Genomic DNA, 24,659 nt, shown 5'->3' on the forward strand with positions numbered 1-24,659 from the left:
GACGCCTCCTCGCGTCGGTCCGTGGGTCAGGCGGCGGGCCGCACCCCGGTGATGGCGAACCGTTCGACCTCGGTGACGTGCCCGCCGGTCGACGCGACGATCGTGAGCGCGTCCCCGGTCGCGCCCTGGTAGGTCACGGTCGTCGACCACGGGGTGTCCTCCCCGCCCGCGGCGAGGCAGCACGAATCGCCGAGCCCCCCGGATGGCCCGATGACCTGGACGCGGATGCTCTCGTCGACGCCGGTGACCTGGCCGCCGACGGTGACCGGGCTGGAAACCGTCGTCCCGTAACGGGGTTGGGTGAGTGTGAGCGTGGTGTCGCGGGTCCCGACGACCTCCCACGGCGCGTTTTGCCCGGCACCGATCCGCGCGAGGTGCACCACCGCGGCCGTGCCCGGCTTGCTCTGCTCGACCGCGTAACCGACCGTCACCCAGGCCTCGTCGTCCCGCACGTCGCTGGCGAGCACCTGGTCGATCTCGGTGAAGCCGAGGTGGTCGGTGGTGAACGCGATCGTGGTCGCCTCCGCGTCGAGGTGCCACGGCTGGTGCCCGCCGGAGCGGTAGCTCTCCTGCCAGGCGGCCGCGGCGTCGGCGTCGGCGAACGGCCACAGCGGCTGGTACGGGAAATCCCGTGGGGCGGGGGCGCTGGTCGTCGGTGTCGTCGGTGTCGTCGTGGTGGCGGCGGACCCCGTCGTGGTGCCGTTGATCGTGGTCGGCTCGAGTGCCCGCGGGCTCTGTTCGCACGCCACGCCGGCGGCGGTCACACCGACCGCCGTCATGACGGCCGCCAGGACCCGCCCGCGCCGGGAGGCCATCGCGCTATCCCTGCGCCTTCTTGTGCCTGCCGACCAGCCACAGCGCGGCCACCACGATCGCGCCGCCCACTGCCACCATGCGGTTCACGTCGATCGCGGGTTCCCACCGCAGCTTTCCGTCCGCGATGACGTACGCCCCGACCGGCCGGGCCGAGAGCCCGAGCCCGGCGCCTTCGCCTTCCTGGCCGTTCTTGTCGCGGCCGTTGCCCCCGCCACCGCCTGCCGAGACCCGCGCGGCCGGGATCACGGTGAGCCCGTCACGTTCGACGGGCTCCGCGTAGACCATCTTGGCCTCGACCGAGTTCCTCGCCTGTGCGAACAGTTCCGCGACCTTCATGCCGCCTCCTCAAGTCCACCCTGGTGCCATTCGCCGTCCGTCGCCAGGGCACCACGTCCCCGGCACGGTCATCATGCCGGGAGTAACAGGACCCACGCTGGACCCTCGGCCAGCGGCAGCTCCGCACCAGAGGTGGTGTGGAACCGGGTCGGCGCGTCCGGTGCCGGCCGCGACCAGGTGCCAGCGAAGGCCAGCCCGTCCCGCAGCACGTCCGACTGTCCACTTCCGACGGTGTCGGCCACCGGCGACGCCGTGCCCGTGGCCTCGTCGGGGCGCACCTCGACCCGCTGCACGACCACGGACGCCGCGGTCAGCTCCCCGGACTCGGTCGAGGTCATCGGCGTGCCGTTCAGCGCGACGCGCCACCGCCCGTCGGGCGCGGACCAGGTGAACGTGAAGCGCGCTGCGGAGTACGCGACCTCCCAGCTCGTGGTGGGCACGCCGCCCTCGGGCGCCGCGCCGAACAGCAGCGGCGCCTCGGCGGGCCCGGTCGCGCCGTCGGGCAGGCGCTCCGGCCGGAGGTACAGGTTGTGCGGCGCCGGCCGGTCCCGCTCGCGGTGGTAGGCCGGCCCCGCTTCGTCGGGCGAGGCGTTGACGAGGTCGGCGGACCGCAGCGCGGGCAACAGTTCCGGCGCCGCGCCGGAGTAGGCGAGGACGGGTTTCCCGTACTGCGCGAGCAGGTCGAGGTCGGTGCGGCGCGCGCTGCGGACCGGGCCGACCTCGGCGGGCAGTGCCCCGGCGTACACGGCGACGATGCGGGTCAGCCCGCCCTCGACGGGCTCGACGTAGACGACGTCGGCGGCGCCGAGCCCCGTGTGGGGCCGGGCGGCCGGCACGTTGTCGACCTTGACGGCCACCACCGGCGTGGCCGGGCGCACGGGCCCGTCGGTGGTGGCCGGGTCGGTGGCCGCCTGCCCGTCGCACGCGGCCACCAGCAGCCCGGCCGCCACCACTGCCGCGACCGCCGGGCAGGCACCTGTTCGCCTCGCCACGTGCGACCTCCTCGTCCCACCGCCATTGTCGGCCCTGACGGTGGTGACCGCATCCCGTCGGCGTGCTACCCCAGGCCGAGCACCGAGATCGTCCGCGTGGCCATGGCCGCCTCGCCGAGCGCGTTCGGGTGCACCACGACCGGGTTGGTGGTCTGCAGCACCGGTTCGATCCAGCGCACGCCGAACCGCTGGCAGGCGTCGTGCCCCTCGGACACGGCACCGAAGTCCACGTAGGTGGCGCCGGTGGCCGCCGCGGCCCGCGCGACGGCGTCGTTCAGCGTGGCCTGCAGCGACCGCAGGTACGGCACGTCACCGGTGGCCACCGGCATCCTGTCGAAGCAGCCGCCGGTCGCCGGGAGGATCCACGGGTAACCGAGGACGGCCACCTCCGCGTTCGGCGCCTTCGCCCGCACCGCCCGCAGGGCGGCCACCAGCGCCGGGTAGGTGGAGGCGCGGACGGTGTCCTCGAACCGCGAGCCGAACTTGTCCTTGCACGGGCTGCCCCGGCCGAGCGTGAGGATGCCTGCCGCGCCGCACGACAGGATCGCGCCGACGAACACGCCGCTGTCGTTGCCGCCGATCGTCATCGTGACCAGGTCGGTGTCCGCGCCGAGCGCGGCGACCTGCGGGGCGACGCCGGGGTACTGGGCGGTGGTGAAGTGGCTGGTCTGCGCGGCGCCGCAGGTCACGTCGGTCAACTCCGCGCCGGTCCTGGCGGCGAGCACGTGCGGGTAGTTGCGGGTCGACCGCAGGCACAGCAGCGGCGCGGTGGGATCGGGTGGCAGCACACCGGAGGCGGCGCTGTAGGAGTCGCCGAGCGCGACGTAGTCCAGCGGCCCGGTGTCGGCCTGTGCGGCCGACGAGGTCGTGACGAGACTCAGCGCGGCGGCCGCGGCGGCAGCGGCCGCGAGTAGACGACGAGGCATGGCTCCTCTTCCGGCATCGATGACGGCAGCGAGATCTACTGACGAGTAGGTAAGCGTGCTCGCCAATCGTCGGCCATGGCGCACCGGACGTCAACGGACGAGCGGGGTCACCGGTCCGCGAGCCGCAGGAGCAGCTTGCCGGTGTTCTCCCCGGCGAACAGCTTCAGGAACACCTCGGGGAAGTCGTCGACCGTGCCGTCCACGACGTGCTCGCGCGCGGTCACGACCCCGGCCGCGAGCCAGTCGGCGAGCACGGACATGCCTTCGGCGTACCGCTTCTCGTAGTCGAACACCAGCATCCCGGTCATCGACGCGCGGTTCACCAGCAACGAAAGGTAGTTCGCCGGGCCTGCCGGGCGGTCGGTCGCGTTGTACTGGGAGATCGCGCCGCACAGTACGACCCGCGCGCCGAGCCGCAGCCGGGCCAGCACGTGGTCGAGGATCTCGCCGCCCACGTTGTCGAAGTAGACGTCCACGCCGTCGGGCGCGTGCTCGCGCAGCCCGCCCCGCACGTCGCCGGACCGGTAGTCGATCGCCGCGTCGAAGCCGAACTCCTCGGTCAGCAGGCGGCACTTCTCCGGCCCGCCCGCGATCCCGACCACCCGGCAGCCGAGGTGTTTCGCGATCTGGCCGACGACGCTGCCCACCGCGCCCGCCGCGCCGGACACCACCACCGTCTCGCCCTCGCGGGGCTTGCCGACGTCGAGCAGTCCGAAGTAGGCGGTCAGGCCGGTGAGCCCGAGCACGCCGAGGTAGGTCGGCAGCGGGGCGCGCGCCGGGTCGGCCCTGATGACACCCCGGCCGTCGGACACCGCGTACTCCTGCACGCCGAACGTGCCAGTGACGTGGTCGCCGACGGCGAAGTCGGGGTGGTTCGACGCGGTGACGCGGCCGAGTGCGCCCGCACGCATGACCTCGCCGATCCCCACCGGCCGGATGTAGGACCGCGCGTCGTTCATCCACCCGCGCATCGCCGGGTCGAGCGAGACGTACTCGGTCCGCACCACGAACCGGCCGTCGCCGGGTTCCGGCACGTCCTCGGTCGTGTGCTGCCAGTCGTCGCCCGTCGGCAGCCCGACGGGCCGCGCGCCGAGCCGGATCTGCCGGTTCTGAATGGCCATGCCCCGCACCATAACCGGCCAGGCCCGGGCCCCCGTGCACAGGCGGAAGCTGGCGCTGACCGAGCTGCTACGGCGCCTCCGCGGCCGTTCGGCTGTGCCGGGAGGCGAGGAACGTGACCCGGCCGACAGCGCACCGCCGAGCAGGTAGGGCGCGGCCATCGCGACCTCGAACAACGCGCCGGCCGCGAGACGGAGAACGGACCGTCACGCTTCCAGTGGGTACTCCATGTGCATGCCGCCGAGGAAGCTGCCGTCCGGGAGGGGGACCTGGGTGCCTGCCACCTCGCGGAAGCCGAACGCGCGGTACAGCGGCACGCCGGGAAGGGTGGCCATCAGGACGAGCGACCGGAAGCCCTCCGCGCGGGCCGCTTCCACGCACCGGGCGAGGATCGCCCGGCCAAGGCCCCTGCGGGTCCACGCGCCGTGGACGAACATCGCCCGTACGCGGGCCGGTTCGGTGGCCGGGTCGAGGAGGCGGTCGTCGGCCGGGGCGGCCCCGGAGCCGGTGTACAGCTTGTCGCGCTTGCTCCAGCCGCCGCACGCCACCACCTGGCCGTCGGCCTCGTGGACGAAGTAGGTGCCGTCGTCGACGAGGACCGTGTCCGGCTCGGTCAGGTACCGGGCGGCGGCCGCGGTCTCGCTCTCGTTGTGGAAGTGGGGGAACACGTCCAGCACCGACTGTCGCATGAGGACGGCGATGGCGGGCACGTCGACCCGCCGCGCCGGGCGCAGGGTTGGTTCGGACATGATCGTCAGCCTACTGCCGCGTCCTCCCCGGCGAACGCGGCTGCCATGCGCAGCCATGGGGCGGCCTCGGCGTGCCTGCTCTGGCGTTCCAGCGTCCGCCCGAGCAGCAGGTGCGCGTAGTGGTCTACCGGGTCGCGTTCTACGACGATGCGCAACTCCTCCTCGGCGCGCCGCAGCTGGGCCGAGTGGAAGTAGGCGCGGGCCAGCAGCAGCCGGGGACCGGTCTGTCCGGGGTGCTCGGCCACCACGTCCGCGAGCAGCTTCGCGGCGCCGGCGTGGTCGCGCGCCTCGAACAACAGCAGCGCCCGTTCCCAGCGCTCGGCCGCGGTCTCCTCGTGTGGTGCGTCGAACAGGTGGGTCGCGGTGGCCCACCGGTCGGGGGCGGCCTCGCCGCCGGGCCGGTAGTCGTCGAAGTTGTCGATCACAGCCCGTTCAACGTTCAACTAACCTGCTTTCATTCCGGAGTGCCTCGTGGGCGACGAGCACCCCGCCCGCGAACGCGACCGGCATGACGACGATCGCCGCCAGCGGGACCATGCACAGCAACGACGCTGGGAGGCCGAGCCCGAGTGCGAGCCCACGGCGCCGTGCCAGCGTGGTCCGCTGTTCCTTCAGGCTCATGCCCCGGCGGTAGTACGCCACCGCGACGAGTTCCAGCGCGAAGAACCACGCGGTCACCAGTGCCAGCAGTACCGGCACCACGGTCTGGCCGAGCACCGGGACGAACCCGGCGACCACCAGCGGGATCGTGAACAGCAACGACCGGAGCACCAGTGCCAGGCCGCCGCGGAGGCCGAGGCCCAGTGCCCGCCACCACGGCAGTTCCGCCGCCGGGGTCAGGCCGAGGCCGTCCTCCACCTTCTCCGCGATCGCCTCGTAGAACGGCGCGCCGATGGCGAGCGTCAGTGCGGAGAAGCCGATCAGGCCGATGACCAGCGCCGCGCCGAACAGTCCGATCCCGGCGGCGATCCGGGCCGCCGTCTGCCAGGTCGTCGACCAGTCGTCGGCGAACGGCGTGGCCAGCGTGGCCAGGTCGTCGATCCAGATGGCGAGCGCGACGAGCCCGCCTGTCAGCAAGGCCGTGGTCAGCACCGCGGGCAGGGCGCCGAGCAGCAGCAGTCGCGGTGACCGGAGCATGATGCCCAGTCCGCGGCCGAAGAACCGGACACCAGTGATGAAATCGCGCACGGCGTACTTCTACCAGTGTTCGTGATCATGGCCGCCGCCGGGCGGCCGCCGATTGTCCATTGTGGACGCCAAGGGGTCTCGGCAGGGATTGTCCTTGATTTGTCATACACGGGTGGGTGAATTTCGGCAATCTGGCGGAACGTCGCGCGGTAGCCTTGCGACCTACACCCCGTGGTGCCAGATCATCGGCGCGATCCGCTCCGCTCTGATTCGCCAGTTCTCGCGGCGGTATCTGAGCACCACAATGCCCAACAGCACGCTCCCGGCAATCCCCCCGGCAACCGCGAGGACGATGTTGTCGCCAATCCCACCGAGCACCGAGGCGCCGCAGGCAATCGCCAGCGCCGCGACCGTCACCATGGTCGCGGCCGGCACGTTCACCCATGTCCACCGGCGTGCTGCCGCCACCCGGTCCAGCATCGAGCGCGCGAGATCGTTGACCGTCTCGTCGTCGAGGTGCATCGCGAGAATTCGCCGCGCGGCGTCCTCGAGGACCCGCAACTGGCGAACACTGGTGATTTCGACCTGGTTGTCGCGGGTCACGCTCAATGCGGCGAAGGCCTCGTCCCGGATATCCATGGCAATTCGGTGCGGGTCGGCTGGGGTGTCGTGCACGGTGTTTCCTCTCGCCGTGCCGGATGGGCAGTCGGATGTTACCCGCGCGTGCCGGGGAAAAGCGAGAACAGAGCTGGGGGACCGGTGACAGGACAGGGATACGGGCAACCGAGCAGCCGTGCGCTCGCCGTCATGGTCGCGGTCGCGAACCTCGTGGTCTGCGGCGGCGTGGTGGTGGTGCTGAGCGTCGCCCGCGACGGGGGCGCACCGGCCGCGTTCACCACGGGCACCACGACCACGACGATGACCACGGCGACGACGTCGACGGCGGCGGCGACGACGACAACGACCTCGGACGGACCGGCCGCGCGCGACGTACCGACGTCGACGGGCACACTGCCCGGCCCGGACGGTGACTACACGGAGGTCACCGGGCCGGGCGGGATGACGACCCACATCCCGGCGGGCTGGCCGACCAGGACCGCGACCGGGCCGGGTGCCATGCAGGCCGACGACCCGGCCGGCACGTCGGCGATGCTGCGCTACGGCGGCTCCGCGACCACCGTCACCGACTCCTACGACGTGCACGCCGACTACGAGCGCCGGTTCGCCGCCGGCAAGCAGGCCTACACGTCGATCCGGCTGGACAGGACGGTCGTGCGCGGCATGCCCGCCATCGACTGGGAGTTCGAGTACGACGCCGAGGACGGCCGCAGGCACGTGCGGTCGGTGTACTGGCTCCACGGCGGCTACGAGTACTTCGTCTACGCGTCCGCTCCCGTCCCGCACTGGGACCGGGCGAGCAGGGTCCTCGAGGTCATGCTCACCTACTCGACGCCGTGAGGGGCACGATGACTCCCGACGACCGCACCCCACCGCACGGACTCCTGCTCGACCGGCGCCCGGTCCAGGTACGCAGGGACGACACCACGCGGTACCTGTGCGCCGCCGCCCACCTGGACCCCGCGTTCGGCGACGGCGCGATCCGCGAGTTCCTCGTCGAACCCACCCGTCCCGTGTCAGCATCGCCCGGCGTCGACGCCGCCGCCGTCCTCGCCGAGGCGGTGGCCGCCCGCACCCGGCGCAAGCTCCGGGACCTCGCGGTGGTCCTGCTGCTGGCCGGGCTCGTGTTCCTCGTCGCCATCGACCTGCTCGTGGTGTGGACCGTGCTCGCGGTCCTGCTCAGCCTGCCCGCGATCGTCGCCGCGGCGAAGAAGCACTCGTCGAGCACGGTGACCGCCTACCTCCTCACCGCCGTGGTCGTGGTCGCGCTGCTGCTGTACGCGGGCCCGCAGGTGATCGCGGAGCTGACCGACTCCACCGACCGCACCGGGGAGTCCGGGTCGGACACCTCGGTCGTCGGCGCGGTGCTCGTCGTCGTGCTGCTGCTCACGGTGCTGGCGGCCGACCGGTTCGTGGTGTGGCGCCACCTCGCCACCCGGTTCTGGCCCAACCGGCTCACCCGCGTCGAGCCGTGGCTGCGGGACCGCCCGGTCTTCCAGTTCAGCCCGGACCGCAGGCTCACCGGCCTGCGCCGCTACGCCGAGCCGCGGCCGACCGTGGCGGGCCCGGCGGGGCACGGCGCACCGGTGCCGCTGGTCGTGTACCGCGGTTTCGTGCCGTTCGTCGGCGCGGGCGACCCGGAGGACCCGTGGTCGATCGCGGTGCCGCTGGAGAACCTGCCGGACACCCCGGTCACCGGCGAGCTGACCACGGCGGCCCTGTACGCGGGCATCAACGAGGAGATCACGTCGCTGCGCGGCGCACGCACGCTGTCGCCGGGGCGGCGGCTCGGCGAGCTGGGCATCGGCGAGCAGGTGATCGTCTCGGCGGACGAGCTGATCGACCACCTCGCGGAGCCGGCCGCGGCGGACTTCCTGACGGAGCCGGGTGTCGCGCCGTTCACGATGCTGCGCCGCGAACGGGCGGACGCGATCCGCGACGACCCACTCGAATGGGCGCGGTACTACCAGTGCTACCAGATCGAGACGTGGGACCGGGACCTCGTGGTGACGGTGTTCGTGCACGTCGCCGTCGGCGAGGGCGCGCTGTACGTCGAGTGGACACCGTGTGTCCTGCGGCCGATCAGGAAGAAGTACCGCAGGATCGACGCGATGTCCCGGTCGCCGCTGCGGCCTGCCGCGCGGGCGCTGCTCGACCTGCTGGCGCTGCCCGCGTCGGTGCCGGGCAGGCTCGTGCACCTGCTGTCGTTCCTGCGCCCGCTGTCGCGGGACCAGGGTGTGGTCGATCCCGGCATGTACGGCTCCGCGACGAGCCTGCGGGAAATGGCGGCGGACCGCGACGTGCACAACTACTTCCAGCTCGCCGACGTCGACCGCTACGTGAAGATGCTGGAGGGCAGGCTGATCCGGGCGGTGAGCCGGATGATGCGCACGGCCGGGTACTCGCCCGCGTCGTTCGACGCGCAGGCGGCGGCGGTGGTCAACAACAACGTGCAGATCGCGGGCTCGGTCGGCGGCAGCGTCGTCGTCGGGTCGGACAACAAGGTCGGCGACACCGCGGCGCCGCGTTCCCCGGAGTAGAGGAAACCCAGGATGGACAACAAGATCAGCGTCGGCGGCGATGTCGGTGGCAACTTCGTGATCGGCGACGGCAACGTGGTCGGCGAGGCGGCCGGCCGGGCCGCCCGTGCCCCGGCAGCCGCGCGGGAGACCGGGAAGTTCACGCCCCGGCTGGGTTTCGTCGTCGACATCGTCGGGTTCGGCCGCCGCGACGGCGAGTCGAAGGACGACCTGGCACGACGCCTCGGCGCGCTGCTCGACCAGGTGATCGCCGACCTCGGCGTCGAGGACGACGTGCGCACCAGCGACGCGGGCGACTCGCGCGTGCTGTTCCTCCCGGTCGGCGTCGACCCGACGCGGGTGCTGCCGGTCCTGCTCTCCTCGGTCCGCGAACGGCTCGGCCGCGACAACCGGCGCCACCGCGACCGCATGCGGCTGCGCATGGCCGTCGGCACCGGTCTCGTGGGCACCGGCCCGCTCGGCTTCACCGGCGAGCTCGTGATCGACCTGCACCGGCTGGTCGACAGCGTCGTGCTGCGCGAGGCCATCGCGGACAACCCGTACACGGACCTGGTTCTGTTGGTGGGCAACGCTTTGTACGACGACGTCATCCGCCCCGGCTACCTCGACCGTGCCGATTTCACCCGGGTGGAGGTGTCGGTGAAGGAGTTCACCGGACCCGCGTGGCTGCGCCTGTTCTGAGCACCGGCCGGTACTCGGAACTCCATCGATCCTTCCAATAACGATTAACAACTATAAAGATGTCCGGTTTTGGTGCCGATTCACGGACGAGGCTCGCGAAAACACCCGCACGTCCAAAAACGCCAGGAAGGGGAGGGAGTCAGGTTTCGCGTGTGGCGTTGCTCGCCGACCCGGCTCGCGGCCGGCGGTCGCGTGGTGTGGTGATCGTCGCGTGGACGATGTTGTGGTCCGACAGACCGCCGGGGTCCTCGACGGTCGCGGTGCTCGCGGTGGCGCCACGCGTGACGACGTGGTCGATGAACCCCCTTGACTGGCCGGGGCGGGTCGGCGTGCTGTCCGCCGTGAACCGCGCGGCCGTGAAGCCCTCGCCGAGGCCGGCTTCGATCGTGTCCCCGGTGGTGTTGAAGTCGCCGAGCAGCACCGTCGTCGGGCCCGCGAGTGCCGCGAGGTGCGCGAGCTGGCCGGTGCGGCGCCGGTCGCCGCTGACGTGGGTGGCGATCACGAGGGTGCCGTCGGCGTCGCCGCCGACCCTGACGGCGAGCGCGCCCTTGCCTTTGTCGTCGGCGAAGGCGTCGGCCCCGATCCGGGTGCTGGGGCCGTCGGTCAACAGCACCAGGTGTTCCGTGCGGTCGTGCAGCAGGTCGCGTCCCCGGCGTGGGGTGGGGACGCGCGGGTATCGGAACGCGTGCACCGCGCGCCGGGGCAGTGCGGCACGCAGGCTCGTGAGCTGGTCACCGCTGACCTCCTGCAGTGCGATGACCTGTTCTGTGCGTGCCGCGAGGACGGCCGTGATCGCGGCGATGCGCGCGGCCTCGTCCGGCCAGCGCCGGATGGTGCCCTCGTCCCAGTTCTCGGCGTGGACGCGGTGCAGGAGGTTCCATGTCGCCACCGTGATCACGCCGGAATGGTAGTTCGGACGGGTTTAACCGGTGGCGCGGTGGGGCAGTCCGGAGCCACCATGGTTGATCTTCGGGTGGGAACCGGCGCGTCGGCGCGCGCGTCGGTCGGTTTGGGGGGCATGGTGTACACGCACCACTTCGGTGGGGCGTCCCAGCCATGCAGGCAGAGGGAGGCGCGGGAATGAGGGAGTTCGAGCGGGCACGCCTCGAGCCGGGGCAGATCGCGACGTTGGTCGTGGCCGGGTTGTTCGTGCTTGCGGCCGTGCTCGATGTCGCCGCCGGGGTGCTGGACAACGTCGTGCATCTCGTGTTCGGGCTCGCCGGGTTCGCGCTGAGCCGTGACCGCCGGGGTGCGCAGACGTTCCTGATCGGCGGCGGTGTCGTGTACTTCCTGTTGTGGCAGTTCGGTTCCGTGGTCGATCCGGCCCTGGCGCCGTTCCACACCGCGAACATGGTGGTCCATCTGTCGCTCGTCGCGAGCATGATCGGGATCGCGGTCCTGAGCGGTGGCGGGCAGGACCACGCGGTGCCTGCGGGGTTGCCCGAGGCCGGGTACTTCCGGGGCGCGTCGGACTACTACCGGCGTCCGGTCCGCAACCGGCCGCCGGGTCGTGACGACCAGCGGTGCCCACGGGTGACCGCCGCGGGCCGGGCGCCTGCCGGGCTGCCCTGCCGGGTCTGAGGTCAGCGCACGGCGTCGCCGACGATCGTGGTCACGATCTCCTCGACGGCGTCTTTCTCCGGCCGGTCGCCGTCCTTGCCCGCGTACAGCAGGTGTGCGGTGCCGATGAGGGTGAACGCGAGCATGGCCGGGTCGCGGTCGGCGGCGATGCGGCCCAGGTCGCGTTCCTCGGTGAGGTAGTCGGCGATCATCTGCGCGCCCTCGGTGAGCACCGGGATCCCGGCGGGGATGGTTTCGCGGAGTCGTGCGCGCAGGCCGTCGCGGGCGGTGATGAGGCCGACGACGGCGACCGCGAGCGACTCGAACAGCGCGGTGAGCGCCGAGGTGAGGTTGCCGGTGACGGTTCCGGTGCCCGCGGCCTCACGCAGTGCGGCCGCCTGGGTGTCCATGCGGTCGATGCGGTCGCGGACCAGGTCGGCGAGGAACGCGTCGAAGTCGGGGAAGTGCCGGTGCAGCACACCTTTCGCGCAGCCTGCCTCGGTGGTGACCGCCCGGCTGGTCAGCGCGTTCGCGCCGTCGCGAAGCAGGACCCGCTCCGCGGCGTCGAACAGCTGCCTGCGCACCTCGCGGAGTGCCACTCCTGTCGGCACGCGCGTCCGCCTTTCGTCGATTGCCCGAGTGGGCATGCGCCCACTAGTGTGGGCACATGCCCACTGTACCGGCGGAACCCGCTGGAGAAGCACACCGCGCCAGGGCACTTGCGGAGTCGTTCGGTGCGGACGCCGACCGCTACGACCGTGCGCGGCCCGGCTATCCCGCCGCCATGGTCGACCGGATCGTCGCCGCGAGCCCTGGCAGGAACGTGGTCGACGTCGGCTGCGGCACCGGCATCGCCGCGCGCCAGTTCCGGGCCGTCGGCTGCACGGTGCTCGGCGTCGAGATCGACCCCAGGATGGCAGCGGTCGCGAGGCGGCACGGGATCGAGGTCGAGGTGTCGCCGTTCGAGACCTGGGCCACCGGGGGCCGCGGGTTCGACGCGGTGGTGGCCGGGCAGACCTGGCACTGGGTGGACCCGGCCGCGGGCGCGGCGAAGGCGGCGGAAGCGCTCCGCCCCGGCGGGCGGCTCGCCGTGTTCTGGAACGTCGGCACGCCCCCGGCCGACCTGGGCGCGGCCTTCGCCGAGGTGTACCGCCGCGTGGTGCCCGGCTTTCCCGTCCAGGACGCGGCGACGATGGCCGAGTCGTCCTATGCGCCGTTCCTCGCGAACGCCGCGGCGGGGATCCGGGCCGCGGGCGGGTTCGGCGAACCGGAGGAGTGGTCGTTCGACTGGAGCCGCTCCTACACCAAACGGGAGTGGCTGGACCACGTCCCCACCGCTGGTGGGCACAGCAGGTTCCCGCCGGAACAGCTCGCGGAACTCCTGTCCGGCATCGGCACCGCGCTCGACGACGCGGGCGGGGGCTTCACGATGGCCTACACCGCGGTCGTGCTCACGGTGGTGCGTGCGGGCTGACACCGCACGACGCCGGACTCCTGGCCCGGATGCGGCCAGGAGCCCGGGAACCGTTCAGACGCCGAGTTCCGCCGCGGCCATGGCCGTGCCCCGCACCCGTGCCTCGATCTTGGCGAACGCGAGGTCCCGCGACGTGGACGTGTCGTCCGCGAACGGTGCGAAGCCGCAGTCGTCGCACGTGCCGAGCTGGCCGACCGGGAGGTACCTGGCGGCGAGCAGCACCCGGTCCCGCACCTCCTCCGGGGTTTCCGCCGTCGTGCCGATCGGGTTGGTCACGCCGACGAACACCCGGATGCCCGGCCGCAGCTGGTCCGCGATGATCCGCAGGACCCGCTCCGGGTCGGGTTCGCTCGCGAGCTGGACGTAGAAGTTGCCCGCCTTGAGCTGGAACAGCTTCGGCAGCAGCCCGGCGTAGTCGACGTCGAGGCTGTGCGTCGAGTCGTGGTCACCGCCAGGGCAGGTGTGCACGCCGAGCTTGGCGCGTTCCTCGTCGCCGAACCGGCCGAGCACCTCGTTGTTGAGCGCGACGAAGTCGTCGAGCACTCCACCGGACGGGTCGAGCTTGAGGGACAGCCTGCCTTCGGTGAAGTCGAGTTGCACCGAGTGCGCGCCCGCGTCGAGACACCGCCGGATGTCGGCCTCCGCCTCGTCGGCGAGGTCGGCGAGGAACTGCTCGCGCGAGTAGCCGTCGATCCCGTTCCCCGGATACAGCAGGCTGAGGGCGGACGGCGCGATCACCGCCTGCTTCACCGGCCTGCTCGTGTGCTCCCGCGCGGCGAGCAGGTAGGTGTCCGCGTGCGTCTGGTACCGGAACGGGCCCGCGGTCAGCACCGGCAGCTGCCTGGAGTGTCCGTCGGCGAACGGGATCACCGCGCCGTCCGCGGCCAAGGTCGTCAGTCCCGCGATGGGGTAGGTGACGAAGCTCGGCTTGGACTGTTCCCCGTCCACGAGCACGGTGCAGCCCAGGTCCTCCAGTCTGGTCAGGGTTTCCGCGGTCGCCCTGTCCTGCAGCGCGGCGAGCTCAGCGTCGCTCGTCCTGCCTTCCGCGTGTGCGGCGAGGGCGGCCTGCAGGGTGCTCGGCCGGGGGATGCTGCCGATCGGCTCGGTCGGGATGCTCATGGCTACGGACACTACGAATGATCGAGACCGCCGTGGGGGCCGGAAGAGGAGTTCACTCGTTCGGCCGCACGGCCCGTCCGCGTTGCTGCTGGGCGGTCGGCCACCGCCTCGGCGCGTTGGGCGAGTCCCCCGCCCAGGAGGGGTACGGCACGGTGGCCCGTGTTGTCGGTGGCCGGAGACCACCAGCAGGGTGACGACGCGGGCACACCGTGCGCGCGAACGGACGTTAACCGACCGCGCGGTGTGGTGGGAGTAGTTCGTTGCTCCCGGGAACGCGGTGCTATGTGACATAGTACTGGCGTGGCGGTGGACGTGGTGGTGGTCGGGGCCGGGATGGTCGGGGCCGCCTGCGCGTACCACTGCGCCGCCGCCGGGCTGCGGGTCGCCGTGCTCGACCGGGGTGGCGTCGCCGCGGGCACGACCAGCGGCGGCGAGGGCAACATCCTGGTGTCCGACAAGGAACCCGGCCCGGAGCTGGACCTCGCGCTGCTGTCCGTGCGGCTGTGGCGGGAACTGGGGGAGCGGCTCGGCGCGGACCGGTTCGAGCTGGAGCACAAGGGCGGGGTGGTCGTCGCGAGGACCGCCGCGGCTCGCGCCGGGCTCGCGGACCTCACCGAGCGGCAGCGTGCGTGCGGCGTCGAGGCCCTGGACGTGACCGCGGAGGACCTCCCGGCGCTGGAACCCAACCTCACGCGTGACGTCACCGGCGGTGCGCACTACCCGCAGGACATGCAGGTCCAGCCCATGCTCGCCGCCGCGGCGCTGCTGCGTGCCGCGCGGGAGCTCGGTGCCACCGTCCACACCGGAACCGAGGTGCGCGGGTTCACCCGCGGTCGCCGTGGCGCCGTCACCGGGGTGCGCACCGGCAGCGCTGACGTGCCCGCCCGGTGGGTGGTCAACGCCGCCGGGACGTGGGGCGGCGAGGTCGCGGGGCTTGCCGGGGTGGCGCTGCCTGTGCTGCCGCGCAAGGGTTTCGTCCTGGTCACCGAACCGCTGCCGAGGGTCGTCCGGCACAAGGTGTACTCCGCCGACTACGTGGCCGGCGTGGCGAGCGACGACGCCGGGCTGGAGACGTCCGTCGTGGTCGAGGGGACCAGGGGCGGGACCGTCCTCATCGGAGCGAGCCGGGAACGGGTCGGGTTCGACCGCCGGATGTCGCTGCCCGTGGTGCGCGGGCTCGCCGCGCAGGCCATCGGGCTGTTCCCGTTCCTCGCCGAGGTGACGCTGCTGCGCACCTACCTCGGGTTCCGGCCGTACTGCCCGGACCACCTGCCGGTGATCGGGCCGGATCCCCGGGCGCCCGGGCTCGTGCACGCGTGTGGCCACGAGGGCGCCGGGATCGGGCTGTCCGCCGCGACCGGGCACCTCATCGCGCAGATCCTGACCGGGGTGGCGCCCGACCTGGACCTGGCACCGTTTCGGCCGGAGCGGTTCGCGGCATGACCACCTTCTCGTTCGCGGGTGCGGACATCCCGGCCGAGCCGGGGCAGAGCATCGGTGCCGCGCTGCTGGCCGCCGGGTACCGGTCGGTGCGGACCACCCGCCGTGACGGCGCGCCCCGCGGGCTGTTCTGCGGCATCGGCGTGTGCTTCGACTGCCTGGTCGTGGTGAACGGGCGGCCCGGTCTGCTGGCCTGCGTGACCGAGGCCCGTGCCGGCGACGAGGTGCGACCGCAGGAAGGAACCGGCCGTGACCACCTCGCCTGCTGACCTCACCGTCATCGGCGCGGGACCCGCGGGGCTCGCGGCGGCCGCCGCCGCACGCCGGGCCGGGGCACGGGTCGCCCTCCTGGACTCCGGTGCCCGGATCGGCGGGCAGTACTGGCGGCACCGGGACGGACGTGACCCGGTGCCTGCGCGGCTGCGGCAGGACGTCCTGCCCGGCCACGCCGTCTGGCACGTCGAGGCCACCGCCGAGGGCTTCACCACCCACACCACCGAAGGCGAGGTCCGCTCCCGGACCGTGATCGTCGCGACCGGCGCCTACGACCGCCAGGTCCCGTTCCCCGGCTGGACCCTCCCCGGTGTGTTCACCGCGGGTGGCGCGCAGGCCCTGCTCAAGGGACACGGCGTCCTGGTCGGCGACCGGGTGGTCGTCGCGGGCTCCGGGCCCTTCCTCCTGCCGGTCGCCGCCGGGCTCGCCGCGGCCGGGGCCCGGGTGGCCGGCGTCTTCGAGGCCGGAGCGCCCGCCGGGTTCGCCCGCCACCCGCTCGCCGTCGTCCGCAACGCGGGCAAGCTGGTCGAAGGCGCGCGGTACCTGCGGGTGCTGCGCGAGCACCGCGTGCCACTCCACGCGAGGACGACCGTCGTCGCCGCGCACGGCGCGGACCGGGTGCGTGCCGTCACCGTTGCCCGGCTCGACCGGGACTGGCGGCCGGTGGCCGAACGGGACATCGCCTGCGACGCCGTCGCGGTCGGGTACGGGTTCACCCCGCGGGTCGAGCTTGCGTTGCAGCTCGGCTGCGACACCAGGGTCGACACCGACGGGAGCCTCGTCGCCACCGTCGACGAGTGGCAGCGTGGGTCGGTGCCCGGTGTCTATCTCGCCGGTGAGGTGTGCGGGGTCGGTGGCGCGCAACTGTCCGTCGTGGAGGGGGTGATCGCCGGGGGCCACGCCGCCGGGACGGTCCCGCACCGGCGGCTGCTGCGGAAGCGGGCCGCGTTGCGCGCGTTCGCGGCCGCCATGCACGACACGTACCGCGTCGGTGCGGGCAGGCACGACTGGCTCACCGGTGACACCCTCGTCTGCCGGTGCGAGGAGGTGCCGGTCAGCGAGATCCTGCGGTCGGTCACCGAACTCGGCGCCACCGACGCACGCGGCGCGAAGCTGCTCGCCCGCCCCGGCATGGGGCTGTGCCAGGGGCGGGTGTGCGGGTACGCGACCGCGGGCCTGGTCGCGCGGGCGTGCGGGCGGCCGGTGAGCGCGGCCGACCTGCGCGGCATGGCTGCCCGGCCCATCGCGGCGCCGGTGACCCTTTCGGATGTGGCGCAACCCTTGGAGGACGGATGACCAGGCCGTGGCACGGAGTTCTGGTGGCGACCGCGCTGCCGATGACCGACGACCGGGAGGTCGACCACGACCGGTTCGCCGGGCACGTCGCGTGGCTCGCCGCCAACGGCTGCGACGGTGTCACCCCGAACGGGTCGCTGGGCGAGTACCCGACGCTGACCGTCGAGGAACGTGCGCGCGTGGTGCGGACCGCGGTGGCCGCCGCGCCGGAGGGGTTCACCGTGCTGCCTGGCGTCGGTGCGTACGGGGCCGCCGAGTCGCGGCGGTGGGCGGAACAGGCGGCGGAGGCCGGGTGTCCCGCGGTGATGTCGTTGCCGCCCAACGCCTACCGTGCGGACGAGCGGGCCGTGCTCGCGCACTACCGTGAGGTCGCCAAGGCCGGGGTGCCGATCGTGGCGTACAACAACCCCGTCGACACCAAGGTCGATCTCGTTCCCGAACTGCTCGCCGAGCTGTACCGGGAGGGGTTGATCGTCGGGGTCAAGGAGTTCACCGGTGACGTGCGGCGTCCCTACCGCATCGCCGAGCTCGAACCCGGCCTCGACGTGCTGTGCGGCGCCGACGATGTGGCGCTCGAACTCGCGGTCGCCGGGGCGGTCGGGTGGATCGCCGGGTTCCCCAACGCGCTGCCGAGGTCCACGGTGGAGTTCTGGCGGGCGGCGGTGGCCGGTGACCTCGCCACCGCGTTGCCGCTGTACCGGGTGTTGCACCCGTTGCTGCGGTGGGACTCCCGGGTCGAGTTCGTGCAGGCCATCAAGCTGAGCATGGACATCGCGGGCCGGTACGGTGGGCCGTGCCGGCAGCCGAGGGTGCCGCTCACCCCCGAGCACGAGGCCGCCGTCCGGCTGGCCACCGAGCGGGCGCTCGCGCAGGGACTGTCCTGATGCGTGCCAACCGGGTGTTCCACGCCGTCGACTCGCACACCGAGGGCATGCCCACCCGCGTGATCACCGGCGGTGTCGGGGTCGTTCCCGGGGACACCATGTTCGCGCGACGGCGGCATTTCATGGCGCATCTCGACCATCTGCGGCAGCTGCTGATGTACGAGCCGCGCGGGCACTCCGCGATGAGCGGCGCGATCCTGCAGCCGCCCGCGCGCGACGACGCCGACTGGGGCGTCCTGTTCATCGAGGTGTCCGGTTGCCTGCCGATGTGCGGGCACGGGACGATCGGGGTGGCCACCGTGCTGGTGGAGACCGGCATGGTGGACGTGGTCGAGCCGGTCACGACGATCCGGCTGGACACCCCCGCCGGTCTGGTCGTCGCGGACGTGGCGGTGGCGGACGGGGTGGCTCGGTCGGTCACCATCCGGAACGTGCCGTCGTTCTCCGCCGGGCTGGACCGGGTGGTCGACGTGCCGGGGTTCGGTGCGGTCCGGTACGACATGGCCTTCGGCGGCAACTTCTACGCCATTCTCGGGGTCGAGCAGCTCGGGCTTCCGTTCGCACTGGCCGAGAAGCAGCGGTTGCTCGAGGCCGGTCTGTCCATCATGGACGCGGTGAACGCGCGGGACCGGCCGGTGCACCCGGAGAACCCCGACATCAGTGGGTGCCACCACGTCTATCTCGCCGCGCCCGGGTCGACGGCGCGCCATTCCCGGCACGCGATGGCGATCCACCCTGGTTGGTTCGACCGGTCGCCGTGCGGCACCGGGACCAGCGCGCGGATGGCGCAGCTGCATGCCCGTGGCGAGCTGCCGCTGGACACCGACTTCCGCAACGAGTCCTTCATCGGCACGCACTTCGTCGGCAGGCTGGTGGCGTCGACTTCCGTCGGCGGGGTGCCGGCCGTGGTGCCCACGATCACGGGACGTGCCTGGCTGACCGGGACCGCGCAGTACTTCCTTGATCCGTCCGACCCGTTTCCGCAGGGGTTCCGGCTGTGACCGACTCGTTCGCCGCGCTGGGTGGCCGCCGGAACCTGCGGGAGGAGATCACGGAGACGTTGCGTGCGGCGGTGATCACCGGGGAACTGCGCCCCGGGGTGGTGTACTCGGCGCCCAGCCTCGCCGCGCAGTTCGGGGTGTCGGCCACCCCGGTGCGGGAGGCCATGCTCGACCTGGCCGGTGAGGGCCTCGTCGACTCGGTGCGCAACAAGGGGTTTCGGGTCACTTCGGTCTCGGAGAAGGATCTGGACGACCTCAGTGAGCTGCGGGCGTTGATCGAGGTGCCCACTGTCCGGCGGATCGCTTCGGCCGGGGTGGCGCAACCGGTGCTGGCGAAGCTGCGGCCGCTGGCGGTGGCGATCGAGTCGGCTGCCGCTGCCGGCGATCTCATCACGCATGTCGCGGCCGACATGGAGTTTCACCTCCGGCTGCTCGCCCTTGCCGGGAATGTTCACCTGGTGGAGACGGTGCGTTCGCTGCGTGCCCGGTCCCGGATCTACGGGTTGCGGAAGCTTGCCGACCGGGGCGAGCTGGTGCCGTCCGCGCGGGAGCATGCCGTGTTGCTCGACCTCGTCGGGGCCGGGGACGCCGACGGGGCGGAGCGGCTCATGGATCGGCACATCCGTCACGTGCGGGGAATCTGGGCTTCGTGACCGGCTCGTCAGCTGTGCCGGTCACTCCGGGCGGGGGCTGGAGTCCAGTGCTTCCTCCGGGGTCGGCGCGGTGCCGCCAAGATGGGCCGGAAGCCAGAACGTGTCCGTGCCTGGTCGCGGCTTCTCCGGGTAGTCGCGCTGCGCTTCGTCCAGGAGGGTTTGCATTCGTTCCCGGAGAGTGATCGTCAGCTTGTCGAGGTCGTCGTCCTTGGTCGGCTGGAAGGGGGCGCCGGCACGGATCAGGACCGGGACGTGACGCTGCGTGAGGTTCTTCGGCCTGCCCTTCGTCCACAGGCGTTGGCTGCCCCACACCGTCATCGGGACGATCGGCACCCCTGCTTCCACCGCCATGCGGATCGCGCCCGACTTGATCGGCTTCACGGTGAACGAGCGGCTGATGGTGGCCTCCGGGAACACGCCGACCACCTCGCCGGCGCTCAGCTTCTCCACCGCTTCCCGGTACGAGGCCTGACCCGCGGCCCGGTCCACCGAGATGTGGCGCATGCCACGCATCAGCGGGCCAGCCACCCGGTTCCGGAAGATCTGCTCCTTCGCCATGAAGCGGGTCTTGCGCCCCGACGGCAGACCGGCCAGGCCGCAGAAGATGAAGTCCAGGTAGCTGACGTGCGTGCAGGCGAGCACCGCCCCGCCGGAGACCGGGATGTGCTCGGCGCCCCGCACGTCCAGCTTCAGGTCGAGGACCCGGAACATGGTTTTGCAGGCCGCGATCACCGGCGGGTAGACAAGCTCCACTGTGCCCCATTTCGACAGGAGTCGTTTTGGGGGGAACGAGCGAGGCGCCCGGCCGGTTCCGGTTTCGCGTGAGTACGGTGCTCAAGGTCACGGCGGAAGGGAGCAGCGGGTGAGTCTCGCGATCATCAACGCGATGGTGTTCGACGGTGAGTCGGCGGACCTGGTCGACGGGCCGGTGCTCGTCGAGGACGGGCGGATCGTCGCCGTCGGTGGGCGGGCCGACGCCGCCGAACGGGTCGTCGACGCGCGTGGCGGGACCGTCCTACCCGGACTGATCGACGCGCACTGCCACGCCTACGGGATCTCCCTCGACATGCTCTCGATCGAGGGGAGTCCGCTCAGCTACCTCGCGTTGACCGGGGCCCGGCGGCTCAGGGCGGCCCTCGAACGCGGATTCACCACGGTGCGTGACGTCGCCGGTGGGGATCCCGGCCTGGCACGCGCCATCGCGGAAGGCACCATCCGGGCGCCCCGCTACCTCTACACCGGTGCCGCGCTCAGCCAGACCGGTGGCCACGGTGACCCGCGTGGCGTCGACAACGACGTGTGCGGCTGCCACGGGCACACCTCGGAGGTGGTCGACGGTGTCGACGCGGTGCGCACCGCCGTGCGGGACCGGTTCCGGCGCGGTGCCCACGCGATCAAGATGATGACCTCCGGCGGTGTGATGTCCCTCGCCGATCCCATCCGGGTGCCGCAGTACTCGGCCGAGGAGATCCGCGCCGCCGCCGACGAGGCACGCAGGCGCGGCAGCTACGTCGCGGCGCACGCCTACTCCCCGGAGGCCATCCGCCACTCCGTCGAGAACGGGGTGCGTTCGATCGAGCACGGCAACCTCATGGACGCGCCGACCGCCGCCCTCATGGCCGAGCACGGCGCCTACCTCGTGCCCACCCTCGCCACCTACGACGCGATGGCCCGGCGCGGCGCCGACGTCGGGCTCGCGCCGGTCGGCCTGGAGAAGAACCGCGAGGTCCTCGCCGCGGGCGCCGAGGCCATCGAACTGGCCCGCGCCGCCGGGGTGCCCATCGGGTTCGGCACCGACCTCATGGGTGACCTCGAGGACGAGCAGCTCCAGGGGCTGCGGCTGCAGGTCGAGGTCGACGGCGTGCTGAACACGCTTCGCTCCGCCACGTCGGTCAACGCCGACCTGCTCGGCCGCCCCGACCTGGGGCGCGTCCAGGCCGGCTGCCCCGCCGACCTGCTGATCGTCGACGGCGACCCGTTCACCGAACCGTCGGTACTGTGGGATGCGCCGACGCGGCGGACGGTCGTCCAGGCCGGCGTGCCGGTCGGCGGCTGAACGACGAAGGGGTGGACGTGCGCTACGTGGCGATCGGCGACAGCTTCACCGAGGGTGTCGGCGACGAGCTGGCCGACGGCACGTCGCGGGGCTGGGCCGACCTCGTGGCGTCCGGGCTCGCGAGCGCGACCGGGGAGACCGTGCGGTACGCCAACCTCGCGGTCCGCGGCAGGCTGCTCGAACCCATCGCGACCACACAGCTCGACGCGGCGCTCGCGCTGTCACCGGCGCCGACGCTGCTGAGCTTCAACGGCGGCGGCAACGACATGATGCGTGCCGGTGTCGACCTCGCCGGGCTGGTGCGGCTCACCGAGCGCGTGATCCTCCGCTGCGCCGACGCCGGCGTGCGGCTGGTCCTGCTGAGCGGCGCCGACCCGTCGGACCGGCTGCCGTTCGGCCGGATGATCCGCCGCAGGGGCACCGAGCTGACCGTGGCCGTCGCGCGGCTCGCCGCCCGCCACGACCTCGTGTTCGTCGACATGTTCAACGACCGGGAGATCCGCGGGCCGGGCTACTGGTCCCCGGACCGCCTGCACCTCAACAGCGACGGGCACCGCCGGGTCGCGTCCAGGGTGCTCGCCGCGCTCGGCCACCCCGTGACCGCGCACGAGGTGGCACCCGCGCCACCCGGGCGCAGGAGCGTCCTCGAGGAGGCCCGCTACTACCGCGAGCACGTGCTCCCGTGGCTGAACCGCCGCGTCCGCGGCCGCTCCTCCGGTGACGAGCGCACCGGCAAGCACCCGGCGTGGGTGATGCCCTGAAAGGCGCGTTCAGGGCGCCCAGCGCCCTGAACGCGCCTTTCAGGGCGGGCGGCTCATCCGGTCGAGCAGAGGACGCCGTTGAGGGTGAACGACGTCGGCCGGACGTTCGGGCCGTGGTAGGAGCCGACGAAGCCTGCCGTGGTCGTCTCGCCGGGTGCCAGGACCCGGTTCCCGTCGGTGTTGGTGACCGTGACCGTGGTGCCGGACTGGGACCAGTTCGCGTTCCAGCCGCTGTCGGCGTGCTGCCACGTGGTCGGCCACGGGAACGTGAGCGTCCACGTGTCGAGTGCGTGCGTGCCGGTGTTGGTGATGTCCACGTTCGCCACGAAACCGTTGCCCCAGTTGCTGGTCTCCGCGTAGTGGACCGCGCACGAAGACGTCGTCGGCCCGGTGGTCTGGAACGTCAGCGGGGGAGAGGCCCACGACAGCCTGCCCGCCCCGTCCCGTGCGAGCACGTTGACCGAGTAGCGGGTGGCTGGCGTCAGGTTGTCCACCGTGAACGTCGTGCCCTTGGTCTCGCCCAACGCCTCGCTCGTGCTGCCGAACCGGCGGTGCACCTCGTACTTGACGCCCGGCGCGGTCGCGGGCCACGTCAGCGTCGCGGCGCGGTCGGTCACCGCGGTGGCGGCCGGGCGGGCCGGTGCCGCCGGTGCCGCCGACGGCGTCGACGGGCGCAGCAGCAGTGTCGTCAGCGAGTACGGCGGGAGCGTCACCGAGCCCGCCGTTCCGGTGGTCGTGGTGATCCCGGTGGCGCCGTTGCCGTAGGTCAGCACCCGCGCCGCCACGGCGGGGGAGTAGCCCGCGTAGTCCACCTCGGCCGTCTTCGCCGTGTCCTCGCTCCGGTTGAGCAGCAGCACCGCGAGGCCGCCGTCGGTGTGGCGGGCTGCGTGGACGCCCACCAGCGGGTCGGACGTGCTCGCGCCCACCAATTGGTCGCCCGGCCGCGCGAACCGGGACAGCATCGACAACGCGTGGTAGGGGGCGAACGGGGTGTTGAGCGCGGGCTGGCAGGTCGTGCCGTCCTCGGTGCAGCCGCCGCTGGAGAGCAGGCCGAAGTCGTGGAAGTCGGGCTGCCCCGCGATCGTCGACGCGCGCTCCACTCCATTGTGGACGTTCCACCAGTCGACGGTGAACACGCCGTTCGCGATCAGCGTCGCGTACGCGTCGGCCGCGAACAGCGCACCGGGCTGGGTGTTGCGGCCGTAGGAGGTGTTCAGCTCCGTCATCGCGATCCCGATGTCCCTGCCCGCGAACCGGCGGGCCTGCTCGCGCACCAGCCGGACCTGGTCGGCGATCCGGTCGGTCTTCGACAGCACCTCCGGCCCGGACTCGCCGGTCGGGTACCAGTGCACGATGCCGTAGTCGATCTCCCGGCCCGCGATCGACAGCACGACCTGGTTCCACGGGCCGGCGTCGCCATCGGCGGTGATGCCGTCCGGCCACTCGCCCGGTGTGGTGAGCACGGCACCGACCTTGATCGTCGGGTCGACCGCCTTCATCGCCCGCGCGTAGTCGCGGACCAGGGTCGCGTACTGGGCCGGGCTCTTGTCGGGGTGGTCGTCGGCCTCCCAGCTCGCGCCGTAGTGGCCGTTGCCGTACAGCTCGTTGCCGATCTCCCAGTACTTGACGCCGTAGCCCTTCTCGACGTTCGCGTACCGCACCCAGTCCGCCGCCTCCTGGGGTGTGCCGGTGCCGTAGTTGGCGGTCACGATCGGCTGCCCGCCCGCACGCCGCACACCCGCCATGAAGTGGTCGAAGTCGGTGTTCGGCGCGACGTAGCCGCCCGGCGCCGTGTGGTCGCGCCAGTGGTAGATGTCGGAGTACGAACCACCCGGGTACCGCATGGCACGCACACCGGCGTCCCGCATCAGGTCCGCGACCTCCGGGGTGCCGAGCTGCGCGTCCCAGATCGCGTGGTTCACCCCGATCGCGAGGTCGTCGACCTTCTCCATGCCCGCCATGGTGTTCACCACCACGGTCACGTCGGCGTCCGCCGCGGCGACGGGCGGGCCCGCCATCGGCACGGCGGCCAGAACGAACACCGACAACACGGCAGGGCGGGATCGCTTCATGGTTTCGTCCTCGTCGACGATTGCTGGGAGCGCTCCCAGATTCCGGTAGTTCCGACGCTTTGTCAACGGGCGCAAGCTGTCCGTGATCACGTGTAGTCGGGCCGAGGTGCGCCGATGCCCAGAAAGCGTCGGTCGGGACGGGACACGAGCCCGGCCACTCGGCCG

The 24,659-nt window shown here is 72.3% G+C and carries 27 protein-coding genes; 13 read left to right on the top strand and 14 right to left on the bottom strand.

Features of this window, described 5'->3' with window-relative positions; genetic code table 11:
- Positions 1–26 precede the first annotated feature (26 nt).
- The 9 genes from ACFPCV_RS29670 to ACFPCV_RS29710 form a co-directional block, all read right to left on the bottom strand.
- Positions 27–815: a hypothetical protein gene (locus ACFPCV_RS29670; RefSeq protein ID WP_378059677.1), complete on the bottom strand. Its 789-nt coding sequence runs from the start codon at positions 813–815 to the stop codon at positions 27–29.
- 4 nt (positions 816–819) lie between these two features.
- The gene (locus ACFPCV_RS29675; RefSeq protein WP_378059678.1) at positions 820–1,152 is read right to left on the bottom strand and encodes a spore germination protein GerW family protein; all 333 of its coding nucleotides are present in this window, start codon (positions 1,150–1,152) and stop codon (positions 820–822) included.
- A 71-nt stretch (positions 1,153–1,223) separates the two neighbouring features.
- Positions 1,224–2,144, bottom strand: a complete 921-nt coding sequence (locus ACFPCV_RS29680) for a DUF3048 domain-containing protein (RefSeq protein WP_378059679.1) — start codon at positions 2,142–2,144, stop codon at positions 1,224–1,226.
- Between the two features lie 65 nt (positions 2,145–2,209).
- The gene (locus ACFPCV_RS29685) at positions 2,210–3,070 is read right to left on the bottom strand and encodes an SGNH/GDSL hydrolase family protein (RefSeq protein WP_378059680.1); all 861 of its coding nucleotides are present in this window, start codon (positions 3,068–3,070) and stop codon (positions 2,210–2,212) included.
- A 107-nt stretch (positions 3,071–3,177) separates the two neighbouring features.
- On the bottom strand, positions 3,178–4,191 hold the full coding sequence (locus tag ACFPCV_RS29690) for an NADP-dependent oxidoreductase (protein WP_378059681.1): 1,014 nt from the start codon (positions 4,189–4,191) through the stop codon (positions 3,178–3,180).
- A 204-nt stretch (positions 4,192–4,395) separates the two neighbouring features.
- Positions 4,396–4,938 carry a GNAT family N-acetyltransferase gene (locus ACFPCV_RS29695; protein ID WP_378059682.1) on the bottom strand — a complete coding sequence of 181 codons (543 nt, stop codon included), beginning with the start codon at positions 4,936–4,938 and terminating at the stop codon, positions 4,396–4,398.
- Between the two features lie 5 nt (positions 4,939–4,943).
- Complete coding sequence (locus tag ACFPCV_RS29700) at positions 4,944–5,381, bottom strand: tetratricopeptide repeat protein (RefSeq protein WP_378059683.1); 438 nt, start codon at positions 5,379–5,381, stop codon at positions 4,944–4,946.
- Positions 5,371–6,126: an EI24 domain-containing protein gene (locus tag ACFPCV_RS29705; RefSeq protein WP_378059684.1), complete on the bottom strand. Its 756-nt coding sequence runs from the start codon at positions 6,124–6,126 to the stop codon at positions 5,371–5,373. Before ACFPCV_RS29705 ends, ACFPCV_RS29700 begins: the two co-directional genes overlap by 11 nt.
- Before the next feature lie 162 nt (positions 6,127–6,288).
- Positions 6,289–6,741: a hypothetical protein gene (locus ACFPCV_RS29710; RefSeq protein ID WP_378059685.1), complete on the bottom strand. Its 453-nt coding sequence runs from the start codon at positions 6,739–6,741 to the stop codon at positions 6,289–6,291.
- A gap of 84 nt (positions 6,742–6,825) precedes the next feature.
- On the opposite strand from ACFPCV_RS29710, the gene ACFPCV_RS29715 reads away from it, so the two are divergent.
- From ACFPCV_RS29715 to ACFPCV_RS29725, 3 genes are read left to right on the top strand one after another with little or no spacing between them, the layout of a single operon-like run.
- Positions 6,826–7,524: a F0F1 ATP synthase subunit epsilon gene (locus ACFPCV_RS29715; protein WP_378059686.1), complete on the top strand. Its 699-nt coding sequence runs from the start codon at positions 6,826–6,828 to the stop codon at positions 7,522–7,524.
- 8 nt (positions 7,525–7,532) lie between these two features.
- On the top strand, positions 7,533–9,224 hold the full coding sequence (locus ACFPCV_RS29720) for a hypothetical protein (RefSeq protein ID WP_378059687.1): 1,692 nt from the start codon (positions 7,533–7,535) through the stop codon (positions 9,222–9,224).
- Between the two features lie 12 nt (positions 9,225–9,236).
- Positions 9,237–9,905 carry a hypothetical protein gene (locus ACFPCV_RS29725; protein ID WP_378059688.1) on the top strand — a complete coding sequence of 223 codons (669 nt, stop codon included), beginning with the start codon at positions 9,237–9,239 and terminating at the stop codon, positions 9,903–9,905.
- A gap of 139 nt (positions 9,906–10,044) precedes the next feature.
- Here ACFPCV_RS29725 and ACFPCV_RS29730 read toward each other — a convergent pair whose 3' ends face one another.
- Positions 10,045–10,803, bottom strand: a complete 759-nt coding sequence (locus ACFPCV_RS29730) for an endonuclease/exonuclease/phosphatase family protein (protein ID WP_378059689.1) — start codon at positions 10,801–10,803, stop codon at positions 10,045–10,047.
- Between the two features lie 182 nt (positions 10,804–10,985).
- Here ACFPCV_RS29730 and ACFPCV_RS29735 point away from each other — a divergent pair, with 182 nt between their 5' ends.
- Positions 10,986–11,486 (top strand): DUF4383 domain-containing protein, encoded by a 501-nt coding sequence (locus ACFPCV_RS29735; protein ID WP_378059690.1) that lies wholly within the window; start codon positions 10,986–10,988, stop codon positions 11,484–11,486.
- A 2-nt stretch (positions 11,487–11,488) separates the two neighbouring features.
- On the opposite strand, the gene ACFPCV_RS29740 is transcribed toward ACFPCV_RS29735, so the two are convergent.
- Entirely contained in the window at positions 11,489–12,076 is a 588-nt protein-coding gene (locus ACFPCV_RS29740; RefSeq protein WP_378059691.1) for a TetR/AcrR family transcriptional regulator, read from the bottom strand.
- A 56-nt stretch (positions 12,077–12,132) separates the two neighbouring features.
- On the opposite strand from ACFPCV_RS29740, the gene ACFPCV_RS29745 reads away from it, so the two are divergent.
- Complete coding sequence (locus tag ACFPCV_RS29745) at positions 12,133–12,939, top strand: class I SAM-dependent methyltransferase (protein WP_378059692.1); 807 nt, start codon at positions 12,133–12,135, stop codon at positions 12,937–12,939.
- A 54-nt stretch (positions 12,940–12,993) separates the two neighbouring features.
- Here ACFPCV_RS29745 and ACFPCV_RS29750 read toward each other — a convergent pair whose 3' ends face one another.
- Positions 12,994–14,058: a cobalamin-independent methionine synthase II family protein gene (locus ACFPCV_RS29750; RefSeq protein ID WP_378059693.1), complete on the bottom strand. Its 1,065-nt coding sequence runs from the start codon at positions 14,056–14,058 to the stop codon at positions 12,994–12,996.
- A 300-nt stretch (positions 14,059–14,358) separates the two neighbouring features.
- Here ACFPCV_RS29750 and ACFPCV_RS29755 point away from each other — a divergent pair, with 300 nt between their 5' ends.
- The 6 genes from ACFPCV_RS29755 to ACFPCV_RS29780 are packed head-to-tail and all read left to right on the top strand — an operon-like array spanning position 14,359 to position 19,605.
- Positions 14,359–15,501, top strand: coding sequence for an NAD(P)/FAD-dependent oxidoreductase (locus ACFPCV_RS29755; RefSeq protein ID WP_378059694.1), 1,143 nt, complete (start codon positions 14,359–14,361; stop codon positions 15,499–15,501).
- Positions 15,498–15,767, top strand: coding sequence for a (2Fe-2S)-binding protein (locus tag ACFPCV_RS29760; protein ID WP_378059695.1), 270 nt, complete (start codon positions 15,498–15,500; stop codon positions 15,765–15,767). Before ACFPCV_RS29755 ends, ACFPCV_RS29760 begins: the two co-directional genes overlap by 4 nt.
- On the top strand, positions 15,748–17,067 hold the full coding sequence (locus tag ACFPCV_RS29765; RefSeq protein WP_378059696.1) for an FAD-dependent oxidoreductase: 1,320 nt from the start codon (positions 15,748–15,750) through the stop codon (positions 17,065–17,067). The genes ACFPCV_RS29760 and ACFPCV_RS29765 overlap by 20 nt, the downstream gene beginning before the upstream one ends.
- Entirely contained in the window at positions 17,064–17,951 is an 888-nt protein-coding gene (locus ACFPCV_RS29770) for a dihydrodipicolinate synthase family protein (protein WP_378059697.1), read from the top strand. Before ACFPCV_RS29765 ends, ACFPCV_RS29770 begins: the two co-directional genes overlap by 4 nt.
- A complete protein-coding gene (locus ACFPCV_RS29775) occupies positions 17,951–18,952 on the top strand; it encodes a proline racemase family protein (RefSeq protein WP_378059698.1) in 1,002 nt (333 codons plus the stop codon). Before ACFPCV_RS29770 ends, ACFPCV_RS29775 begins: the two co-directional genes overlap by 1 nt.
- The gene (locus tag ACFPCV_RS29780) at positions 18,949–19,605 is read left to right on the top strand and encodes a GntR family transcriptional regulator (RefSeq protein ID WP_378059699.1); all 657 of its coding nucleotides are present in this window, start codon (positions 18,949–18,951) and stop codon (positions 19,603–19,605) included. The genes ACFPCV_RS29775 and ACFPCV_RS29780 overlap by 4 nt, the downstream gene beginning before the upstream one ends.
- A gap of 21 nt (positions 19,606–19,626) precedes the next feature.
- Here the strand turns inward: ACFPCV_RS29780 and ACFPCV_RS29785 are convergent, their stop codons facing one another.
- Positions 19,627–20,316 carry a lysophospholipid acyltransferase family protein gene (locus ACFPCV_RS29785; RefSeq protein WP_378060049.1) on the bottom strand — a complete coding sequence of 230 codons (690 nt, stop codon included), beginning with the start codon at positions 20,314–20,316 and terminating at the stop codon, positions 19,627–19,629.
- Positions 20,317–20,467: 151 nt separating this feature from the next.
- Here ACFPCV_RS29785 and ACFPCV_RS29790 point away from each other — a divergent pair, with 151 nt between their 5' ends.
- A complete protein-coding gene (locus ACFPCV_RS29790; protein ID WP_378059700.1) occupies positions 20,468–21,661 on the top strand; it encodes a metal-dependent hydrolase family protein in 1,194 nt (397 codons plus the stop codon).
- An 11-nt stretch (positions 21,662–21,672) separates the two neighbouring features.
- The gene (locus tag ACFPCV_RS29795) at positions 21,673–22,422 is read left to right on the top strand and encodes an SGNH/GDSL hydrolase family protein (RefSeq protein WP_378059701.1); all 750 of its coding nucleotides are present in this window, start codon (positions 21,673–21,675) and stop codon (positions 22,420–22,422) included.
- A gap of 53 nt (positions 22,423–22,475) precedes the next feature.
- Here the strand turns inward: ACFPCV_RS29795 and ACFPCV_RS29800 are convergent, their stop codons facing one another.
- Complete coding sequence (locus ACFPCV_RS29800) at positions 22,476–24,494, bottom strand: cellulose binding domain-containing protein (protein WP_378059702.1); 2,019 nt, start codon at positions 24,492–24,494, stop codon at positions 22,476–22,478.
- Positions 24,495–24,659 lie beyond the last annotated feature (165 nt).

The sequence above is a fragment of the Actinophytocola glycyrrhizae genome (assembly GCF_042653545.1).
Lineage (GTDB): Bacteria > Actinomycetota > Actinomycetes > Mycobacteriales > Pseudonocardiaceae > Actinophytocola > Actinophytocola glycyrrhizae.